This window comes from Caballeronia sp. NK8 (genome assembly GCF_018408855.1).
Taxonomy (GTDB): domain Bacteria; phylum Pseudomonadota; class Gammaproteobacteria; order Burkholderiales; family Burkholderiaceae; genus Caballeronia.
This window is the reverse complement of the sequence record NZ_AP024328.1, coordinates 343,878-358,054: the sequence shown is the minus strand read 5'-3', so window position 1 is coordinate 358,054 and position 14,177 is coordinate 343,878. Positions and strand designations below refer to the sequence as shown.

The 14,177-nt window shown below is 60.7% G+C and carries 15 protein-coding genes; 11 read left to right on the top strand and 4 right to left on the bottom strand.

The features are described from left to right. Positions 1 to 7 precede the first annotated feature (7 nt). Complete coding sequence (locus tag NK8_RS42300; protein WP_213234588.1) at positions 8 to 1,732, top strand: ATP-dependent helicase; 1,725 nt, start codon at positions 8 to 10, stop codon at positions 1,730 to 1,732. A gap of 107 nt (positions 1,733 to 1,839) precedes the next feature. Next, entirely contained in the window at positions 1,840 to 2,379 is a 540-nt protein-coding gene (locus tag NK8_RS42295) for a hypothetical protein (RefSeq protein WP_213234587.1), read from the top strand. A gap of 259 nt (positions 2,380 to 2,638) precedes the next feature. On the opposite strand, the gene NK8_RS42290 is transcribed toward NK8_RS42295, so the two are convergent. The 4 genes from NK8_RS42290 to NK8_RS42275 form a co-directional block, all read right to left on the bottom strand. Further along, positions 2,639 to 2,848 (bottom strand): hypothetical protein, encoded by a 210-nt coding sequence (locus tag NK8_RS42290; RefSeq protein ID WP_213234586.1) that lies wholly within the window; start codon positions 2,846 to 2,848, stop codon positions 2,639 to 2,641. A 59-nt stretch (positions 2,849 to 2,907) separates the two neighbouring features. Beyond that, positions 2,908 to 3,360: a polymer-forming cytoskeletal protein gene (locus tag NK8_RS42285; RefSeq protein ID WP_213234585.1), complete on the bottom strand. Its 453-nt coding sequence runs from the start codon at positions 3,358 to 3,360 to the stop codon at positions 2,908 to 2,910. Between the two features lie 12 nt (positions 3,361 to 3,372). Then, entirely contained in the window at positions 3,373 to 4,188 is an 816-nt protein-coding gene (locus tag NK8_RS42280) for a hypothetical protein (protein WP_213234584.1), read from the bottom strand. 89 nt (positions 4,189 to 4,277) lie between these two features. Beyond that, on the bottom strand, positions 4,278 to 4,877 hold the full coding sequence (locus NK8_RS42275; protein ID WP_213234583.1) for a DUF1845 domain-containing protein: 600 nt from the start codon (positions 4,875 to 4,877) through the stop codon (positions 4,278 to 4,280). A gap of 675 nt (positions 4,878 to 5,552) precedes the next feature. On the opposite strand from NK8_RS42275, the gene NK8_RS42270 reads away from it, so the two are divergent. The 9 genes from NK8_RS42270 to NK8_RS42230 all read left to right on the top strand — a co-directional run bounded on the left by NK8_RS42270 (position 5,553) and on the right by NK8_RS42230 (position 14,172). Then, positions 5,553 to 5,822, top strand: a complete 270-nt coding sequence (locus NK8_RS42270; protein ID WP_213234582.1) for a hypothetical protein — start codon at positions 5,553 to 5,555, stop codon at positions 5,820 to 5,822. Further along, positions 5,819 to 7,147 carry a hypothetical protein gene (locus NK8_RS42265; RefSeq protein WP_213234581.1) on the top strand — a complete coding sequence of 443 codons (1,329 nt, stop codon included), beginning with the start codon at positions 5,819 to 5,821 and terminating at the stop codon, positions 7,145 to 7,147. The genes NK8_RS42270 and NK8_RS42265 overlap by 4 nt, the downstream gene beginning before the upstream one ends. Before the next feature lie 182 nt (positions 7,148 to 7,329). Further along, complete coding sequence (locus NK8_RS42260) at positions 7,330 to 7,812, top strand: NADAR family protein (protein ID WP_213234580.1); 483 nt, start codon at positions 7,330 to 7,332, stop codon at positions 7,810 to 7,812. 93 nt (positions 7,813 to 7,905) lie between these two features. After that, positions 7,906 to 9,300, top strand: a complete 1,395-nt coding sequence (locus NK8_RS42255) for a metallophosphatase family protein (protein WP_213234579.1) — start codon at positions 7,906 to 7,908, stop codon at positions 9,298 to 9,300. Between the two features lie 229 nt (positions 9,301 to 9,529). Then, complete coding sequence (locus NK8_RS42250) at positions 9,530 to 10,078, top strand: hypothetical protein (RefSeq protein WP_213234578.1); 549 nt, start codon at positions 9,530 to 9,532, stop codon at positions 10,076 to 10,078. Next, entirely contained in the window at positions 10,066 to 12,387 is a 2,322-nt protein-coding gene (locus NK8_RS42245; protein ID WP_213234577.1) for an SMC family ATPase, read from the top strand. The genes NK8_RS42250 and NK8_RS42245 overlap by 13 nt, the downstream gene beginning before the upstream one ends. Before the next feature lie 308 nt (positions 12,388 to 12,695). Beyond that, positions 12,696 to 13,082, top strand: coding sequence for a hypothetical protein (locus NK8_RS42240; RefSeq protein WP_213234576.1), 387 nt, complete (start codon positions 12,696 to 12,698; stop codon positions 13,080 to 13,082). Between the two features lie 92 nt (positions 13,083 to 13,174). Beyond that, positions 13,175 to 13,360 (top strand): hypothetical protein, encoded by a 186-nt coding sequence (locus tag NK8_RS42235; protein ID WP_213234575.1) that lies wholly within the window; start codon positions 13,175 to 13,177, stop codon positions 13,358 to 13,360. Then, on the top strand, positions 13,357 to 14,172 hold the full coding sequence (locus tag NK8_RS42230) for a hypothetical protein (RefSeq protein WP_213234574.1): 816 nt from the start codon (positions 13,357 to 13,359) through the stop codon (positions 14,170 to 14,172). Before NK8_RS42235 ends, NK8_RS42230 begins: the two co-directional genes overlap by 4 nt. Positions 14,173 to 14,177: the final 5 nt, after the last annotated feature.

The window sequence follows — 14,177 nt, the reverse complement described above, 5'->3', positions numbered from 1 at the left end:
AGGCGCGATGCTGGACGAACTGAATCCCCAGCAACGGGAAGTCGCTCAGTTGCGCCAGCATTGCGTGGCGATCGCCTGCCCGGGCGCGGGCAAGACCAAAACGATCGCCACTAAAGCAGCCCTATTGCTGCAAGACAGCGCCGCAACGGTCGGCGCCGTCACGTTCTCGAAGGAAGCCGCGCTCGAATTGCGCGAACGGATTCTGGCCGCTGCCGGCGAGTCTGCGAAGAAACGCCTAATTGCAGGCACATTCCATTCTCTCGCGTTCAAGCAACTGAAACGCCCCGGCTCGCGGGCGCTCGATATCGCCTCCGATGGCGATCGGCTCGGTCTACTCATCCGCGTGATGCAAGAACTCGGGCGCGAAGGGAAGGCAGAAGACGTCATTCCAACGATAGAGAAGATCAAAACGAATTTCGGACGGTGCGACCCGAACACTGCCGACGGCGAGCTGTACCACGCATATCAGGACGCGCTTGCGCGTAACGGCAAGATTGATTTTCAGGACATGCTGCGCCTCGCTGTCGAGGGGATGGAAAACGGCACCATCGCCCCATACGCGCTCACCTATCTGCTCGTCGACGAGTTTCAAGATACCGACCCCCTGCAATATCGATGGATCGAGCTTCATGCGAAGGCGGGTTCGATCGTGACCGTCGTAGGCGACGACGACCAGAGCATCTACGCGTTCCGTGAGGCGCTCGGTTATCGCGGCATGGAATCGTTTATCGAAGCGTTCGACGCGAAGCCTGTTGTCTTGGGCAGCAACTACCGGTGCCGCGCAGAGATTCTTGGCGCAGCGGACCGGCTGATTCGGAACAATGTCGACCGCATCGCAAAAGTGCTGCGTGCGGAAAAGGGCCCGGGCGGCACTGTGCAAACGTCCCGCCATCCAGATGAATATGAAGAGGCGACCGCGGCGGTCGAGGTGCTCGCGCCGTTGCTCGCTAAAGGGCAATCGTGTGCGATCCTGGCGCGTACCAACCGCATACTAGACCCCCTTGAGTCCGTTTGCCGCTCGCACGGCATCAAGTACTACCGTGCATCGGGCGCGTCCGTCCTGAGCCGCCCGGAGGGCGCGCTGATGTGCAATCTGCTCGAAATCGTGGAGCGAATCAAAGACACCGGCCTCGATGCGGTCTTGGCGCACCTTGGGCTTACCGCTCAGCAGCTACGCGCGCTTCACGCCGATATGGGTGCGGAACTGACGCAGAAGGGGCGCGCTGAGTTGGTCGAGCTCGGGTTGCCAGAGGACGTGGCGACGAATTATCGCGAGTTCATGAAGCGGCTCGCCGAATGGCAGAGCCTGTGCGACCGCAAGTTCTACTCGCTGACGCTTTCGGGCGTCGCCGAGTGGATGCTGAAATACGCGAAGAAGGATTCAGCGATTCGGGCGATTCAGGCTACAAACGACGTCTTGTCGCGCTTGTCGGGCAGTTTCGCCGACCGGCTTCTGTTCTTGCGCCAGGACAACAATGAACCGACGCCGGGGGCGCTCATCCTGACGACCATGCATAGCTCGAAAGGGCTCGAATGGGACCACGTTTGGATCGCGCGCAGCGAGGAGACAATCGTCCCGGACCCGAAGTCGACGGAGCCAGAAGAGCGGCGGCTGTTCTATGTGGCCATGACGCGCGCTCGTGAATCGTTGATGATTTCGGGTACGTCCAAGAACTTCGAGTCGCGCTTTGTCGTTGAGGCGGAACTTCAACCGGTGGCTACAGCTGCCTGAGATTGTCTTCAACGCGCTTCCTTGAAAGCGCTGCGTCGCCCGCCTATTCTTCAGGCTGCCTGGCGGCCAAGTCATGGCGCTCGTGGCACCTACTGACTGGAGACACCATGCGCTCGATTCTGATTGCTTCCGTGCTGGCAACGCTTGCTTTGACCGCCCATGCGGGCGACGATGACCGCCATCAGCACCGCGACGACAGGCATGCCCCAAAGGTGTTTGATGCGCAGGGAAGGGAGGTTGGACCACTCGTGTCCGATGCAAGCCAGAACGGCGTCTACATAGAGATCAACGGGGCAATCACGTTCGTCCCGATCGCTCGAGCCGGCACCGACGACCGAGCTTCTGCCACGCAGTTTCAATGGGGATCGATCGGAATAGTCGCATACCCTTCTTCTGACTGCAGTGGCTCGCCGGTGCTCTTCTACACGTCTGGGCCGCGCCCATCGATTGCCGTACGGCAGGGCGCCGATGTGACCGTGTATGTCGCGAGCGACGCTGATTCTGGGCCGGTCCACATTCAGTCGTCGCATCAAAACCCCAATTTTTCGCAATGCACGCCGTACGTAACCACCATCACGGCCTTCGCGGTCGGTAGCTCATATGTGATCACTCAGCATCACCCGGAGCCGCTAACGATTCGTTATTGAAGCGACTCATCCGAACACGGCGGCGAACCCACCACGGCTGTTGAATTCTGAATGGTGCTTGACCGGAAATTGCGGACTCGCAAAGACCTTGGCCGAAACTTCGCCATTCCGTACAAACGCGAATATGTAGTGACTGGACTTGCGAGTTCACCGGTGCCGTGTTGATGGTGGACCGCTGCAACAAACAAAAAAGCCCGCTATAGGCGGGCTGTAGTGCATATCGGCGCGATATGCGAAGGGGCCAGTTTGGCTCGTTCCTTCAACGTCTAGGCTGCAACGCTCGTTTATACATTGCGACAGAACGGTAAGCAGGACGGTTCCAGTGTGGCGTATCAGCGGGCATCGCGTGGCTATTCACAAGTCGTCCGGTATCGAGCATGCAGAAGCAGTGTCCTTCGAAAGCTGCTTCTTGCGCGGCCGCGTCCCACGTCACGGTGACGAAATCGAAGATCGGGTCAATCGGTTTCATGGTCAGGGTTCTTAGAGACTTTGACCCGTTATCGGCAAATCATCGGGTTTTATGCAGGCTCAGGCCATTGCGCGAGAGAGCTCTGTCACATTTGATTCCGCGCGTTCGTGGCCTTTCACGTCCTCCAGGCGCGGACCGGCGATAGGCCCTTCGTCCGGCGTGGATTCGGCATCGATCGTCAGCATTCTGGCAACGCGCTTCAGCGTGCCGTTCAAAGACGCACGCGGACCAAGGCGGATCGTGCCGGAGTAGAAGATGTCGCCCGAGACTTGGCCGTTGATTTCCAACGAGCCCCGAGCGTGCACATCCCCGTCGACGCGCCCGTCAATGCGAACGTGCTCGCCCTGCGCGGAGCCCTTTACAAGTCCGCCTTCGCCGATGTGCAGCAGGCCCTGCGTCGAGATGATGCCGCCGTCGAGCAGCCCGAAGAACGAAATGCCGTGATCCACGACCATGTCGCCGGTGATCGCGCAGCCGCGCGCAATAAGCGTGATATTGAGTTCGGTTTTCATGGTGTCGATTCCTTAAAACATTTGCACTTCGTTCGCCCCGGCGCGGTTCGCAAATGCCGACTTCTTGTTTATTGCCGACGCGGTGTCGCCATCGTTTACCTGCTCATCGCGCGAATGCGAGCGGTGGCGGTAGCTATGCGCACGGGTAGGCGCCGCGTTCTGCTGCAGCGCGTGTTCTTCGGTGCTGGGCTGTGCCGCTGGTTGCGCAGGCGTCACTGAGGCCGCGGGGTTTGTGGGCGCCTGGCTAGCCGGCTCCGTCTCGCGACGCGCTTGATGAATAGGTGAGGCAGCCGCTCGTTGATCATCGTTGGAGACCGCAGGCGTGGCCTTGGTGGCGGCCGCGCTCGCTTCGTTCGTGGTGCCCAACGAACTCTTGAACTGGTCAGCCGTCAGACCGATCGAGGCAGCAGGAGCGACGTCTTTTCCTTTCAGCGTAGGAGGGAGCGCTACCGGATGAGGCGGCTCTGCATCGATCGGGCGGGTCGCTGCGACGACTGGCAGTCCTTCCGTTGCTGCCGGTTCGTTCTGATCGGATTGCGTTTGAGCAACCGTCTTCTTCACGTCGTGTGAGGAGGTTGCGCCTACCGACTTGTACAACGACGCGGCTCCCATACCCGCCATGGCCACGACGGCGGCAATAGCGACTGCGACGAGGCTTCGGCGAGCGACAGGGAGCGCCTTAGGAAGCCGGACTTTGATCGTCGGTGTCCTGGTGTCCGCCGTCAGGTTGGCCGGTGCCGGAAGCGCAGCGATCTGTCGCGGCAGATCGATGGTCATCGAGTCAGGTGTGAACTGCGCATGCAGTCGTTGAATTTCGCGTAAGTCCATGCGGGGTCCTCCCGTCGTTGTGGTAGGTCGAGCAGTTCTAGCGCCGTCGCGAGTTCGGACGGGAGCGCAGGGGATGTTCAAGTCGAATGTCAGTGAGATCGATCGGAGTCAGGAAGCAGCACACCCTCTGGCGCAAAGCGGTCGTTGTCCGGCATGCACAAAAAAGGGATTTGATTGATGCGTGCCTCGGCAGCCTCGAGCGCGGATTGGCGCACCTGAGCCGTCATGGTTCGCAGCATCAGCGCTTCCATCGTCTTCAGGAAAAGCTGGTCATACATCGTGAGGAGTCGGACAAGGCGGCCGGACATGGCGTGCTTAATCTCAAGTGTGACCATTTCGGGGGGCGTCGGCGCGCGTCGACCAGGAAACTTACCCGCCCATGCGAGCGCCTTCTTCATGAACGCCTCGGCCGTACGGAACTCAGACTCGATCGCGATGAGCTTGCCTCCGCGCGCAACGGTCATCTTTGCGGCCGCGAAGTTGAAGTCGGCGCGCAGGAATTCCCGCGCGAACAATGAGTAGTAGGGCAGTTCCGTTTTTGCGAGCGTGTCGCCGTTGATGCGTGCGAGACGACTGTCGTTCGTCAGTCGGTTCAACGGACGAAGACCGCTTTGCGCAGCGCTCTCGTTGCCGCGCGCAGCAGTCCGTTTTGGGTCTTCGTCGGGCGCTTCTATGTCAGTAACAGCCATGGGTATTTTCGGAATGTCTGTGTTCTCTCTCACGTAAGAGTTTCATTGATTAGGCAAAAGTCGAACGGGCGAAAGCTATATGAATTTCGTGAGCTTTCAAGCGCACGCGCACGTCATTAACCCGGATACTCAACTCCATTCCCCGCGTCGCCGACGCATCGACCTCGACTCCAAGCCCGGAGTCCATCTTTTTTCTGCAAGTCGTGCCCGCCCCGTGCGTTGGCATGCGCCGACCGGATAGCTACCGGTGTGGAAATCTTCCTTGTGCTGAGTGTGCTCGCTACACACTCCCCAATTTCAGCCGTGATACTCGTACCCTGAGCCGCATTCATTTGCGCCGGTACATCGTTCGAACCCGGGTTTTCGGGTGTTCTCTCTCCAGAGCCTGATCTGGGTAGAACGATCGAAGTTGGCTGATCCGTGATTCCTGCGGCGGAAGTAATTCCGAAAAGGGCTGTTGCGCGGCGTGACCATGCTGCGCGAGAACGACTTTACGTTCTCTGATCGAGCGACCCGGGCTTATGCCGGCCGCTCCCTGCACGCCACGTCCCCGGAAGGGACGTGGCGCGTAGGTCTCTATCGATTTCACGAAGCTCGCTCCCTCACCGGAGCGGGCTTTTTTTTCGTCCGTCGCTTTTGCGCGAGCCGGACCTTTCTCAACGGAGGTGCTGTTCCATGCTATTGCCCGACCGCCTCAATCAACGTATCGCCGAGGCCATCAAGCATCAAATCAATACCGAGCGCGAGCAGGCGGACACCACGTCCCCTGTGTGGCGTGAGCGGTGCGAAGTAGCCCGAGTCGCGATGTTCAGCGACGCAGAGCGCTCTGTCTTCATTTCACATGTCAGCGAACGTCGCGGCAGTGCGGCAGCCCGAGAGATGCAATCTCAGGCCGAAACGATGCGGACCAACGCCATCTTCTTTCTCGCGAGGAAACCCTCATGAATGCAGTAGTTCAGATGTTCGATCACGCGCCGCGTAGTCTCGTTGAAGAACGAGCTATTCGCCCGCCCACGATCGGCAAGATTCGACCCGGTATCAAGGTGCTCACGCGGGCGCATCAAGCCAACGAAAAAGCGGTCAAGCTCTATAACGACATGGTGGCCGCGGGTGAGTCGTTCGAAGCGATCGGCAAGGTGCTCGAAACGTCGCTGAAGCTGCGCAACGCGCTCATTCCGCGCAACGTCGACTACTTCGTCTGCAGACGCTCGGATTTCTCGAATCCCGACACGGCGGACGAGATCCTGCGGCTGTATGGCGAAGATCGCGGTCACGGGTTGCGGCTATACCGCTTCCCGATCATGTTCGCGTTCGACGACTGGCTGCGCAATGTGCCGAATCAGATGGCCGCGTACACGACAACCGGGCGACAGTACTTCTCGGAGTACGACCGCGACGGCAAACGCTATTGCAAGACTTACGCGCCGGTCGAGCGTAACGCACGCGCACAGCGGGCGCGACGATCCTTCGGTGGGCGACTGGTCGTTCACCGGCAAGACGACGACATTCCCGATGGCGTCTGTGATCCTCACGTCTGTCCGCAGTATCAGGACCGCAAGTGCAACCTGACCGCAAACTTCTTGTTTGCAGTTCCGGACGTGAAGGGACTCGGGCTGATCGAGCTGCCGACCAACTCCATCTACGTGCTGCAGAAAGCGTATTCTGCGATGCAGACCGTGGCATTGGCGCGTGGCAGGCTCACCGGTACGCGCTTCTGGCTTTCGAAGAAAGAGTTCGACATCACGCGGATTGACGACAATGGCCAGGCCGTGCGTCAGAAGCAGATGTTGACGGTGCTCGATGCCGATATCGACCTAGGCGCGCTGTTGGACGGCGCGGACGAGGCTCAACCGGCGCTCGATGCTGCCAGTCGTGCGGCGGCGCTGTTGGAGTCAGACGGGACGGTACAGTCGATTGGCGATCCGGTCCTTCAGCCTGCGCAGGAGCAATCCGGGGCCGAACGGGCAGGCGATGGAGAGCCATCGGGCATCGACGGCGCAACTGGTCATGACGACGACTCGCCCGACCCCGATGAGACGTTGGAAGACAAGCGTCACCGTATGTCCGACCTGCTGCATCGTCTGGGCCTAAGTCAGCCGGAGCGACAGAACGGCTTTCGCAAATACGCGCACCAGACCTACGGTCGCGGCTGGATCGAACGCATCGCTGATGTCGATGCGATGAATGCACGTCTCAAGAACGCGCTCGATGATCCCGCCTCGCTCGACGTCGAAATTCAGGACGCGATTGCACAAGCTGCTTACGTCTAACCTTGGCCAGTCCCCCTTCGGGGGCTGGCATCCTTTCTCCGTGTCGCACAGCCTTTCTCGCTCGCGCATGAGAGCATTTCAGCAAGAACCGCTTGCTCAAATGTTTTCGACCGCGCTGTACATGCGCATCGAATCCGTCCGCCTCGGCGGCCCATCTACTTGTTCATGCGAAGGAGATTCCGATGCGTAGAGTCGGCAACTTCACGCTGTTCTTCGGCGCGGAGGACGCTTTTAGCAACTGGCATCCGTGCCGCTTTTCGTATCACGACGTCGATTTCGTCAGTGTCGAACAGTTCATGATGTTTTCGAAAGCCAAGCTGTTCGGCGACGAGGACATCGCTCAGGCTGTGCTAGCCACGCATCTGCCGAAGGAACAAAAAGCCCTCGGACGCAAAGTCAAAGGTTTCGACCTCGAAACATGGAAGGCCAAGCGCGAGTCGATTGTCTATGTCGGGTGCCGCGAGAAGTTTGCGCAGCATCCTGGCTTGCGGGCGTTGTTGCTCGCAACCGCGCCCACCGAGCTAGTCGAAGCCAGTCCCTACGATGTGATCTGGGGCGTAGGCTTAGGCGAGCATCATCCCGACATCACGGACAAATCGAAGTGGCGCGGCCAGAACCTGTTGGGCAAGGCGCTGATGAAAGTCCGCGACACGCTCAGTTCCTAAAACTTTCTTTGCTTGCGCTCCACCAACCTGGTTGAGCGCATGGACACTCACTGGCTGCCTTCGGGTGGCCTTTTTCATTTCTAGGAGGCGACTTTGAAAATCGCTCATTTTTCTGACTTGCACTACGCGCCGGGAAACCTCGAAGAGTCGGACCGGTGCTTTGGCTTTGCCACCGACCACGCGGTTCTCGCACACGCCGATGTTGCGGTGATCTCGGGCGACGCGACGGACCATCGTCTCGACGCCCATGCCCCTTCGTTGAACCGGCTAGCGCGGCGCATCAACGGGCTGAGCGGCAGCATGCCGGTCTTGATGCTGCAGGGCACGTTCTCCCATGAGCCGCCGGGCACGCTACGCAATTTCGAACTAATGGCAACGAGGCATCAGATCTATGTGGCGGAACGTGTCCAGCAGGTGAGCCTACATGAAGGGCGGTTCTATCCATCGAGCGGCCCTGTGTACTCCGCCGAGGAGCTGCGCGAGGTGCTCGCGATCGGCGCCGATGTCGTGTTCACCTGCTTGCCTACGGTCAACAAGGGGCAACTGGCGGCCGCCGTTGGTGCCAGGGAAGCCGGGACGGGTCTTGAAGCCGTGCTAGGTGATTATCTTGCCGCTGCAGGGCGCATCAACCAGCAGCTTCGAGCCGCGGGAATTCGAACTGTCGGGGTCTCCCACGGCACGGTCAACGGTTGTACGACCGAGCACGGCGTGACGATGGCGGGATTCGACCACGAATTTTCGCTTGGTAGTCTGTTCGAGGCCGAATGCGATGCGTTCATGCTTGGGCACATCCATAAAGCGCAGCAATGGGAGCGAGCGGGGCGAGTCGTGGCCTATCCGGGCTCCATCGGGCGATTCCACTACGGTGAGGAAGGCGACAAGGGCTTTCTGATTTGGAATGTCGAGGTGGGAAGCGCGCAAGCCGATCTGGTCGTTACGCCTTCTCGGCAGACCATCTGCGTCGATTTTGACGGACCGCCCGACATGCAGCGCCTGACGGCAATCGCGCTCGATGCGACCGACAAGTTCGTGCGAATTCGTTGGCAGGTCGACGAAGAGCACAAACAGTCAGTGGACCGCGACGCGATCGCGGCGCTGTTCGGCAACGCGGCCGAGCTGAAGGTCGAAGCTCGCATTCTTCCCGTCGTCCGGTCACGCGCTCAAGGCATCAGCCTCGAAACCTCGATTGACCGAAAGCTCGAGCGGTGGTGCGAGCACGCTGATGTTGATCCGGCGCCCTTGCTTGACCGGCTGCAGCTGCTGGAAACGGGGGACGCGGAGGCAATCGCCGCTGGCGTGCTGGCGCGACTGAGCGACGCTGACGCATTGTCGAGCATATCCGAGCCTGCGCCGGTGACGGCCCAAGTAGCTCCGGATGGCGATGTTTGCGACGATGCACTGCCCATGCCAGATGCGACGGTGGAAATCGTCGAGTCGGCTTCGGCAGATCAGCTTTCGTGGCTCAACGATGATTTGTTTGCGGCGTAGGTAGCCGCGCATGCAGGGGAGGCCAGTACGGCTCCTTTGCTTGAACACGCAAGCCGTGTTCCGATAGCCGACTATCAACGTCGCTATCGAAACAGAGGTTTCACCGCGTCTTTGACGCATCGATAAGTAGTGGCAGGACCTTTCTCTAGCGGTTTCATTTCTTCTTTCACCCTGGCGGGGAGCGATCCCTACCGGGGCCGCACTCCGCCCACCATAAACGGAGTGCATCATGTTTGGTCTTTATCCCGCTGGCCCGAACTGGGTTCGCACGTTCGCGTTGGGCGACTGCTCATCGCGTGATCTTCAAAAGTCGTTAGTTGATCTGGCAGGCTTCACCGCTGCCATTCAGCATCAGCCGTTCGGCCAGTACCGCGGCGCAGTGCTGGCGCAGTTCGGTCAGACGCTGTTGCTGATCGCCACGACCCCCGGCTCCTGCGAGATCGCCGTTACGCCGACCGTTGAAATGCAGCACCTTCTGTGGTCGTATCAGGAAGGGTATGCAAGCCAGTGGTCGCCTGCCGAGATCCGCAGCCTCACCGGGCATAGCGGTTGGTCCGAGCTTTTGACGAACGCGCGTCGCGAGTTCGGCAGAGTCTGCGACAACGTGGCGGCCGCACTGGACGGGACGCTTCAAGCGCCCAAATCAGCGGTGCAGTCCATGCCGTCGGTCGTGATGAACGAGCCGTTTCCCAACGAGGACGACGACGCTTTCTATGCGCAGATGGCCGCTATGTCGGCTTCGATGAGCGTGTCGGAGGACGTGTCATGCGGCCTCTGAAACTGACACTGGAAGGCTTCGTTGGCGTGCGCGATGGCATGAAACGCGAAAGCGTCACGCTGGATTTGGAGGCGTTGCCGGATGGCCTGATCGCCTTGACCGGCCCTAACGGGGCGGGCAAGACAACGATCATGGACAACTTGCACCCGTATCCGATCATGCCGTCGCGCGCGTCGAAGCTGTCGGTCGACGCCTTCTCGTACTGGGATCACATCTGTGGCACCAGTGCGTTGAAGGAACTCGAATGGGAGCACGACGGCATTCGATATCGCTCGTCCTTCACTTTTCGCAAGCCCGGCAAGACAGGCAAGGCGGAGTACTACCTTGCCTATCGTGGCGTCGACGGTACGTGGCGTCCGGTGTCCCTGCCTGACGGAACGGTGTCGGACGGCAAGGCGGAGTCGTATAACCGCTGTGTCGAGGCGATCAACGGTTCGTTGGAAACGTTCTTCACGAGCGTGTTTTCGGCTCAAAACCGGCGGCCGCTCGCGTCGTACGGCGCGGGCGAGATCAAGACGCTGCTGGCTGAACTTCTCGGCATCGATCACCTGAAAGCCTTGTCGGCGAAAGCCGCTGACGTCGCGAAGGTCCTTGGCAAGTCGCTCGACGGCATCCAGTCTGAGCTTGGCGCGCTCGCCGGGAAGCGGCAGCGTAAAGCAGACGCTGAGCAGTCGATCGTCGCGCAGGGCAACACCTTGCGTGCCGCTCGGGAGCAACGCGATGCCGCGCTTGAGCACGCGAGCAAGCTGACTCAAGAGCGGGCGACGCTTGCGGCCAAGCAGAGCGAATCGGCCACGACCGAAGCGCGCCTGCGAGAGCTGGGCGTGCGCCGCGACGAGTTGGGGCGTGCCCTGAAAAGCGCGGCCGGCGACGAGCAAGCAGCGGCGGTTCGTTGTCAGCAGCGCGTTTCCGTGCTGAGTCGAACCGTGGCCACGCACCAAGCAACGCTGGCTCGCCGCGAGGCGATCGTCGGTGCGGCGGCGAAGCGCGAGGAGGCCGAGTTGGCGATTGCGCGCGAGGAAGCGAGGTTCGCTCCCCTGCAGCGCGACATTGCCGATTTGGAGGTCAAACGCGCGACGTTGACGACGCTCGATGCAACGCTTACCAGCTTGATGAACCAGGGCACGACGAAAGCCGCGCACTTCGACACGTTGAGCAAGCAGGCAGCGGTGGCGGAGCAGGTGCCGTGCGTCGGTCATTCGATGCATGCGCAATGTCCGCTGCTCGCGCAAGCCCTTCAAGCGAAAGAGCAAGCGGAGGTGCAGCGTGTTTCGGTGGCGAATCTTCGGGCGGAGTATCGCGAGAAGAAAGCGCAGGCCGAAGCCTTGGCACTGGTGCCGGCTGAATTGGCGGCGAAGCGTGTTGAGATGCTCGCCATCACCGATGCGGCCGCGCAGTTGCGCCGCGCCTTGCAGGCGGCGGCAGAGCTTGCCGCCACTAAGCCATTGCTCGATGCAGCCGTGTCGGGACTTGAAGCGGCGCAAGCTGAGTTGCGTTCGATCGCCGAGGAAAGTGCCGCACGTACCGCCAAGTACCAGTCTGAGAAGACGCGTATGGAAGCGGAGCTTGCGCGCATTACCGAGGAGGTCGGGCGACTCGCTTCGGTTGACGCTACGGCAGCGATTGCGAAGCTTGACCGCGACATCGCAGCGAACCGGGAGACCGTCGCGGCACTGGATAGTCGAATCGAGCAATCGATCCGCGCGCAGAGTGTCTTGCAGGCCGAAGCGGAAGCCCTGGCGCTGGAGTTGGAGAAGTTCTCGGCCACGCAGTCTCGTGCCGATCGCCTATCCGACGAAATTGCTCATTGGAAGCTGCTGGCTAAGGGCTTGGGCAACGACGGCGTGATCGCGTTGACCATCGATGACGCGGGTCCAGCGCTGACGCACACCGTCAACGAGCTATTGCTCGCGTGCTACGGCATGCGCTTCACAGTGGAGATCCGCACGCAGCGCACGCTCGCAAGCGGCGAACTGCGAGAGGGCTTCGAGATCCTCGTTCACGACGCTGAGTCCGACAGCAGTAAGTCGGTCTCCGTCATGTCCGGCGGTCAGAAGGTCTGGATCAACGAGTGCCTCACGCGGGGCATCGCGCTCTATCTCGCGCAGAACACCGGTCAGCCGTATCAGACCTTGTTCAGCGACGAGTCAGACGGCCCGCTCGATCCCGAGCGCAAAGTGCAGTTCATGCGTATGAAACGCGAAGTGCTGCGCCAAGGCGGGTATCAACGGGAGTTCTTCATCTCTCAAACGCCCGACCTTGTGGCAGAGGCCGACGCAGTCATCGATGTACAGGCGCTTGCCGCCTGATCTTCTATTAACCCTTGTGGGGAGTCGCCCCCACAAGGGGCGCTTCTCGTTCCTCTTTCATTTTCTCGCGCCCTTCGGCGCTATCCACTATGGCAAACCTTTTGATGCTTCTGCTCGCGGCAGCCGGCAGTCCGTCTCATTCGAACGCGGTGCGTCACCAGCCGCCAACGCAGCAAGCCGCACCGGCCACTGCGCAATCGCAAACGCCGCGGCCGCCGGACCTGCGTCGTGCGTCCGCGTTCGATAACGGCCGTCTGCGTCGCCTCTGACAGCGGCTCTTTATCCTCACTTTCTGACTGGAGCCTTCCATGGCCTATTCCTGCACCGATTTCGTCGACGACGTCCTGAACGACCTGGTGATCCGAAGCTGGATCAAAGCCGAGCAGTACGGGCCCGACGACCCGCAAGCCCAATGCAATGCGGTGGTGGGCGCGATCGCCGACGCTGACGTGTCGCTGCGTCTCGCCGCTGACGCGAAGCGGTTCAATGCGGAACTGCTGGATGCAGTCGAAACGCTGACCGGCATCGCCGAACAGCACGGCGCCCTCGCCCTCGCGAATGTCGTCTATCTCCAGGCGGCCATCTTGAAGGGCGGGCTGATCGAGCTTACGCGCGACGAAGCGGAGAACTTCGCTTTTGTCAGAGACCTGCCTTCGGGCGGTCGCTGGTGGCAAAGCGTCAAGTTGATCGAGTAAGTGGCACAAATAGCCGTCTAATTTCTTTTTTCAACCCTTGCGGGCAAGCGACCCGCGAGGGTCGCTCCGCGTTCTTTCTGTGGAGTGTTTTCATGTTTGAAGCAGCGAAGCTGGGCGCATCGCCGGAGCAGTTTGCCAACCTCGAAGCGGCGATTGGCTACATCGCCGGCACCGCGACTCACGCGGGTGAAGTTCGCCCTTGGGTCCGGAACGTCGAGACGAAGGTCTTCCTGATCATCGGCGGCAGAGTGCAACCCCAAAACGGGGTGCGCCAATGACGCCGCCGTGGCTGGAGCAATACGCCAGTGGCCAGAAGACGGGCTACGCGCAAGCCTTCATGGCTTACGCCGACTATTTCGGAGTTGATGGCTCTGCTGACGATGACCCGGAGATCGAAGAACGGATCGCCATGCACCGGCAGCCGCTCGTCGGTTACGCGAGTCGCACGGGCACCCGCCGCAACCTGGCCGCACTGAAGGGCGCCGACTGGCGCTTGTTGGTCTCGGCCAAGGGCGAGTTGCGTACAGAGGGCTTCGATCGCTATGCGTTAGATAACGGCGCTTGGACCGCTTACCAGCAAGGTCAGCCCTTCGACGAGCACGCGTTTTCTGTTGCTGTCGAACGGCTCGGCGAGCGGGCCGATTGGCTTGTCCTTCCGGACATCGTCATGGGCGGCATGGCCTCCCTCGACTACTCGCTGAAGTGGCTGGAACGACTTCGCGGGATGCCGTGCCGGATGCTGATCGCCGTTCAGAACGGTATGCAGGTCGAAGACCTCGCCTCGCTTCTCTCGCCTGCTGTCGGCATCTTCATTGGCGGTTCGACAGATTGGAAAGAGCAGACGGCGCACGTTTGGGGATCGCTCGCAAGACGGCGTCACTGCTACTTGCACGTCGGTCGCGTGAACTCGGCGCGGCGCATTCGCATCTGCGCGGCCGCCGGTGCGGACAGTTTCGACGGTACGAGCGTGAGCCGGTATGCGAAGACGCTGCCGCGCCTGGATCGTGCAACGCGGCAGAGCGACTTATTCGCAGCAGCGCACGACGGCCTTGAAGAGGCGCAACGCGCGACGGCTGACGTCTTGATTTGACTTGA

Bases quoted from the DNA above. Each gene is read 5' to 3' on its own strand.
- NK8_RS42300 (WP_213234588.1), top strand. From the start codon at position 8: ATGCTGGACGAACTGAATCCCCAGCAACGGGAAGTCGCTCAGTTGCGC.
- NK8_RS42295 (WP_213234587.1), top strand. From the start codon at position 1,840: ATGCGCTCGATTCTGATTGCTTCCGTGCTGGCAACGCTTGCTTTGACC.
- NK8_RS42290 (WP_213234586.1), bottom strand. From the start codon at position 2,848: ATGAAACCGATTGACCCGATCTTCGATTTCGTCACCGTGACGTGGGAC.
- NK8_RS42285 (WP_213234585.1), bottom strand. From the start codon at position 3,360: ATGAAAACCGAACTCAATATCACGCTTATTGCGCGCGGCTGCGCGATC.
- NK8_RS42280 (WP_213234584.1), bottom strand. From the start codon at position 4,188: ATGGACTTACGCGAAATTCAACGACTGCATGCGCAGTTCACACCTGAC.
- NK8_RS42275 (WP_213234583.1), bottom strand. From the start codon at position 4,877: ATGGCTGTTACTGACATAGAAGCGCCCGACGAAGACCCAAAACGGACT.
- NK8_RS42270 (WP_213234582.1), top strand. From the start codon at position 5,553: ATGCTATTGCCCGACCGCCTCAATCAACGTATCGCCGAGGCCATCAAG.
- NK8_RS42265 (WP_213234581.1), top strand. From the start codon at position 5,819: ATGAATGCAGTAGTTCAGATGTTCGATCACGCGCCGCGTAGTCTCGTT.
- NK8_RS42260 (WP_213234580.1), top strand. From the start codon at position 7,330: ATGCGTAGAGTCGGCAACTTCACGCTGTTCTTCGGCGCGGAGGACGCT.
- NK8_RS42250 (WP_213234578.1), top strand. From the start codon at position 9,530: ATGTTTGGTCTTTATCCCGCTGGCCCGAACTGGGTTCGCACGTTCGCG.
- NK8_RS42245 (WP_213234577.1), top strand. From the start codon at position 10,066: ATGCGGCCTCTGAAACTGACACTGGAAGGCTTCGTTGGCGTGCGCGAT.
- NK8_RS42240 (WP_213234576.1), top strand. From the start codon at position 12,696: ATGGCCTATTCCTGCACCGATTTCGTCGACGACGTCCTGAACGACCTG.
- NK8_RS42235 (WP_213234575.1), top strand. From the start codon at position 13,175: ATGTTTGAAGCAGCGAAGCTGGGCGCATCGCCGGAGCAGTTTGCCAAC.
- NK8_RS42230 (WP_213234574.1), top strand. From the start codon at position 13,357: ATGACGCCGCCGTGGCTGGAGCAATACGCCAGTGGCCAGAAGACGGGC.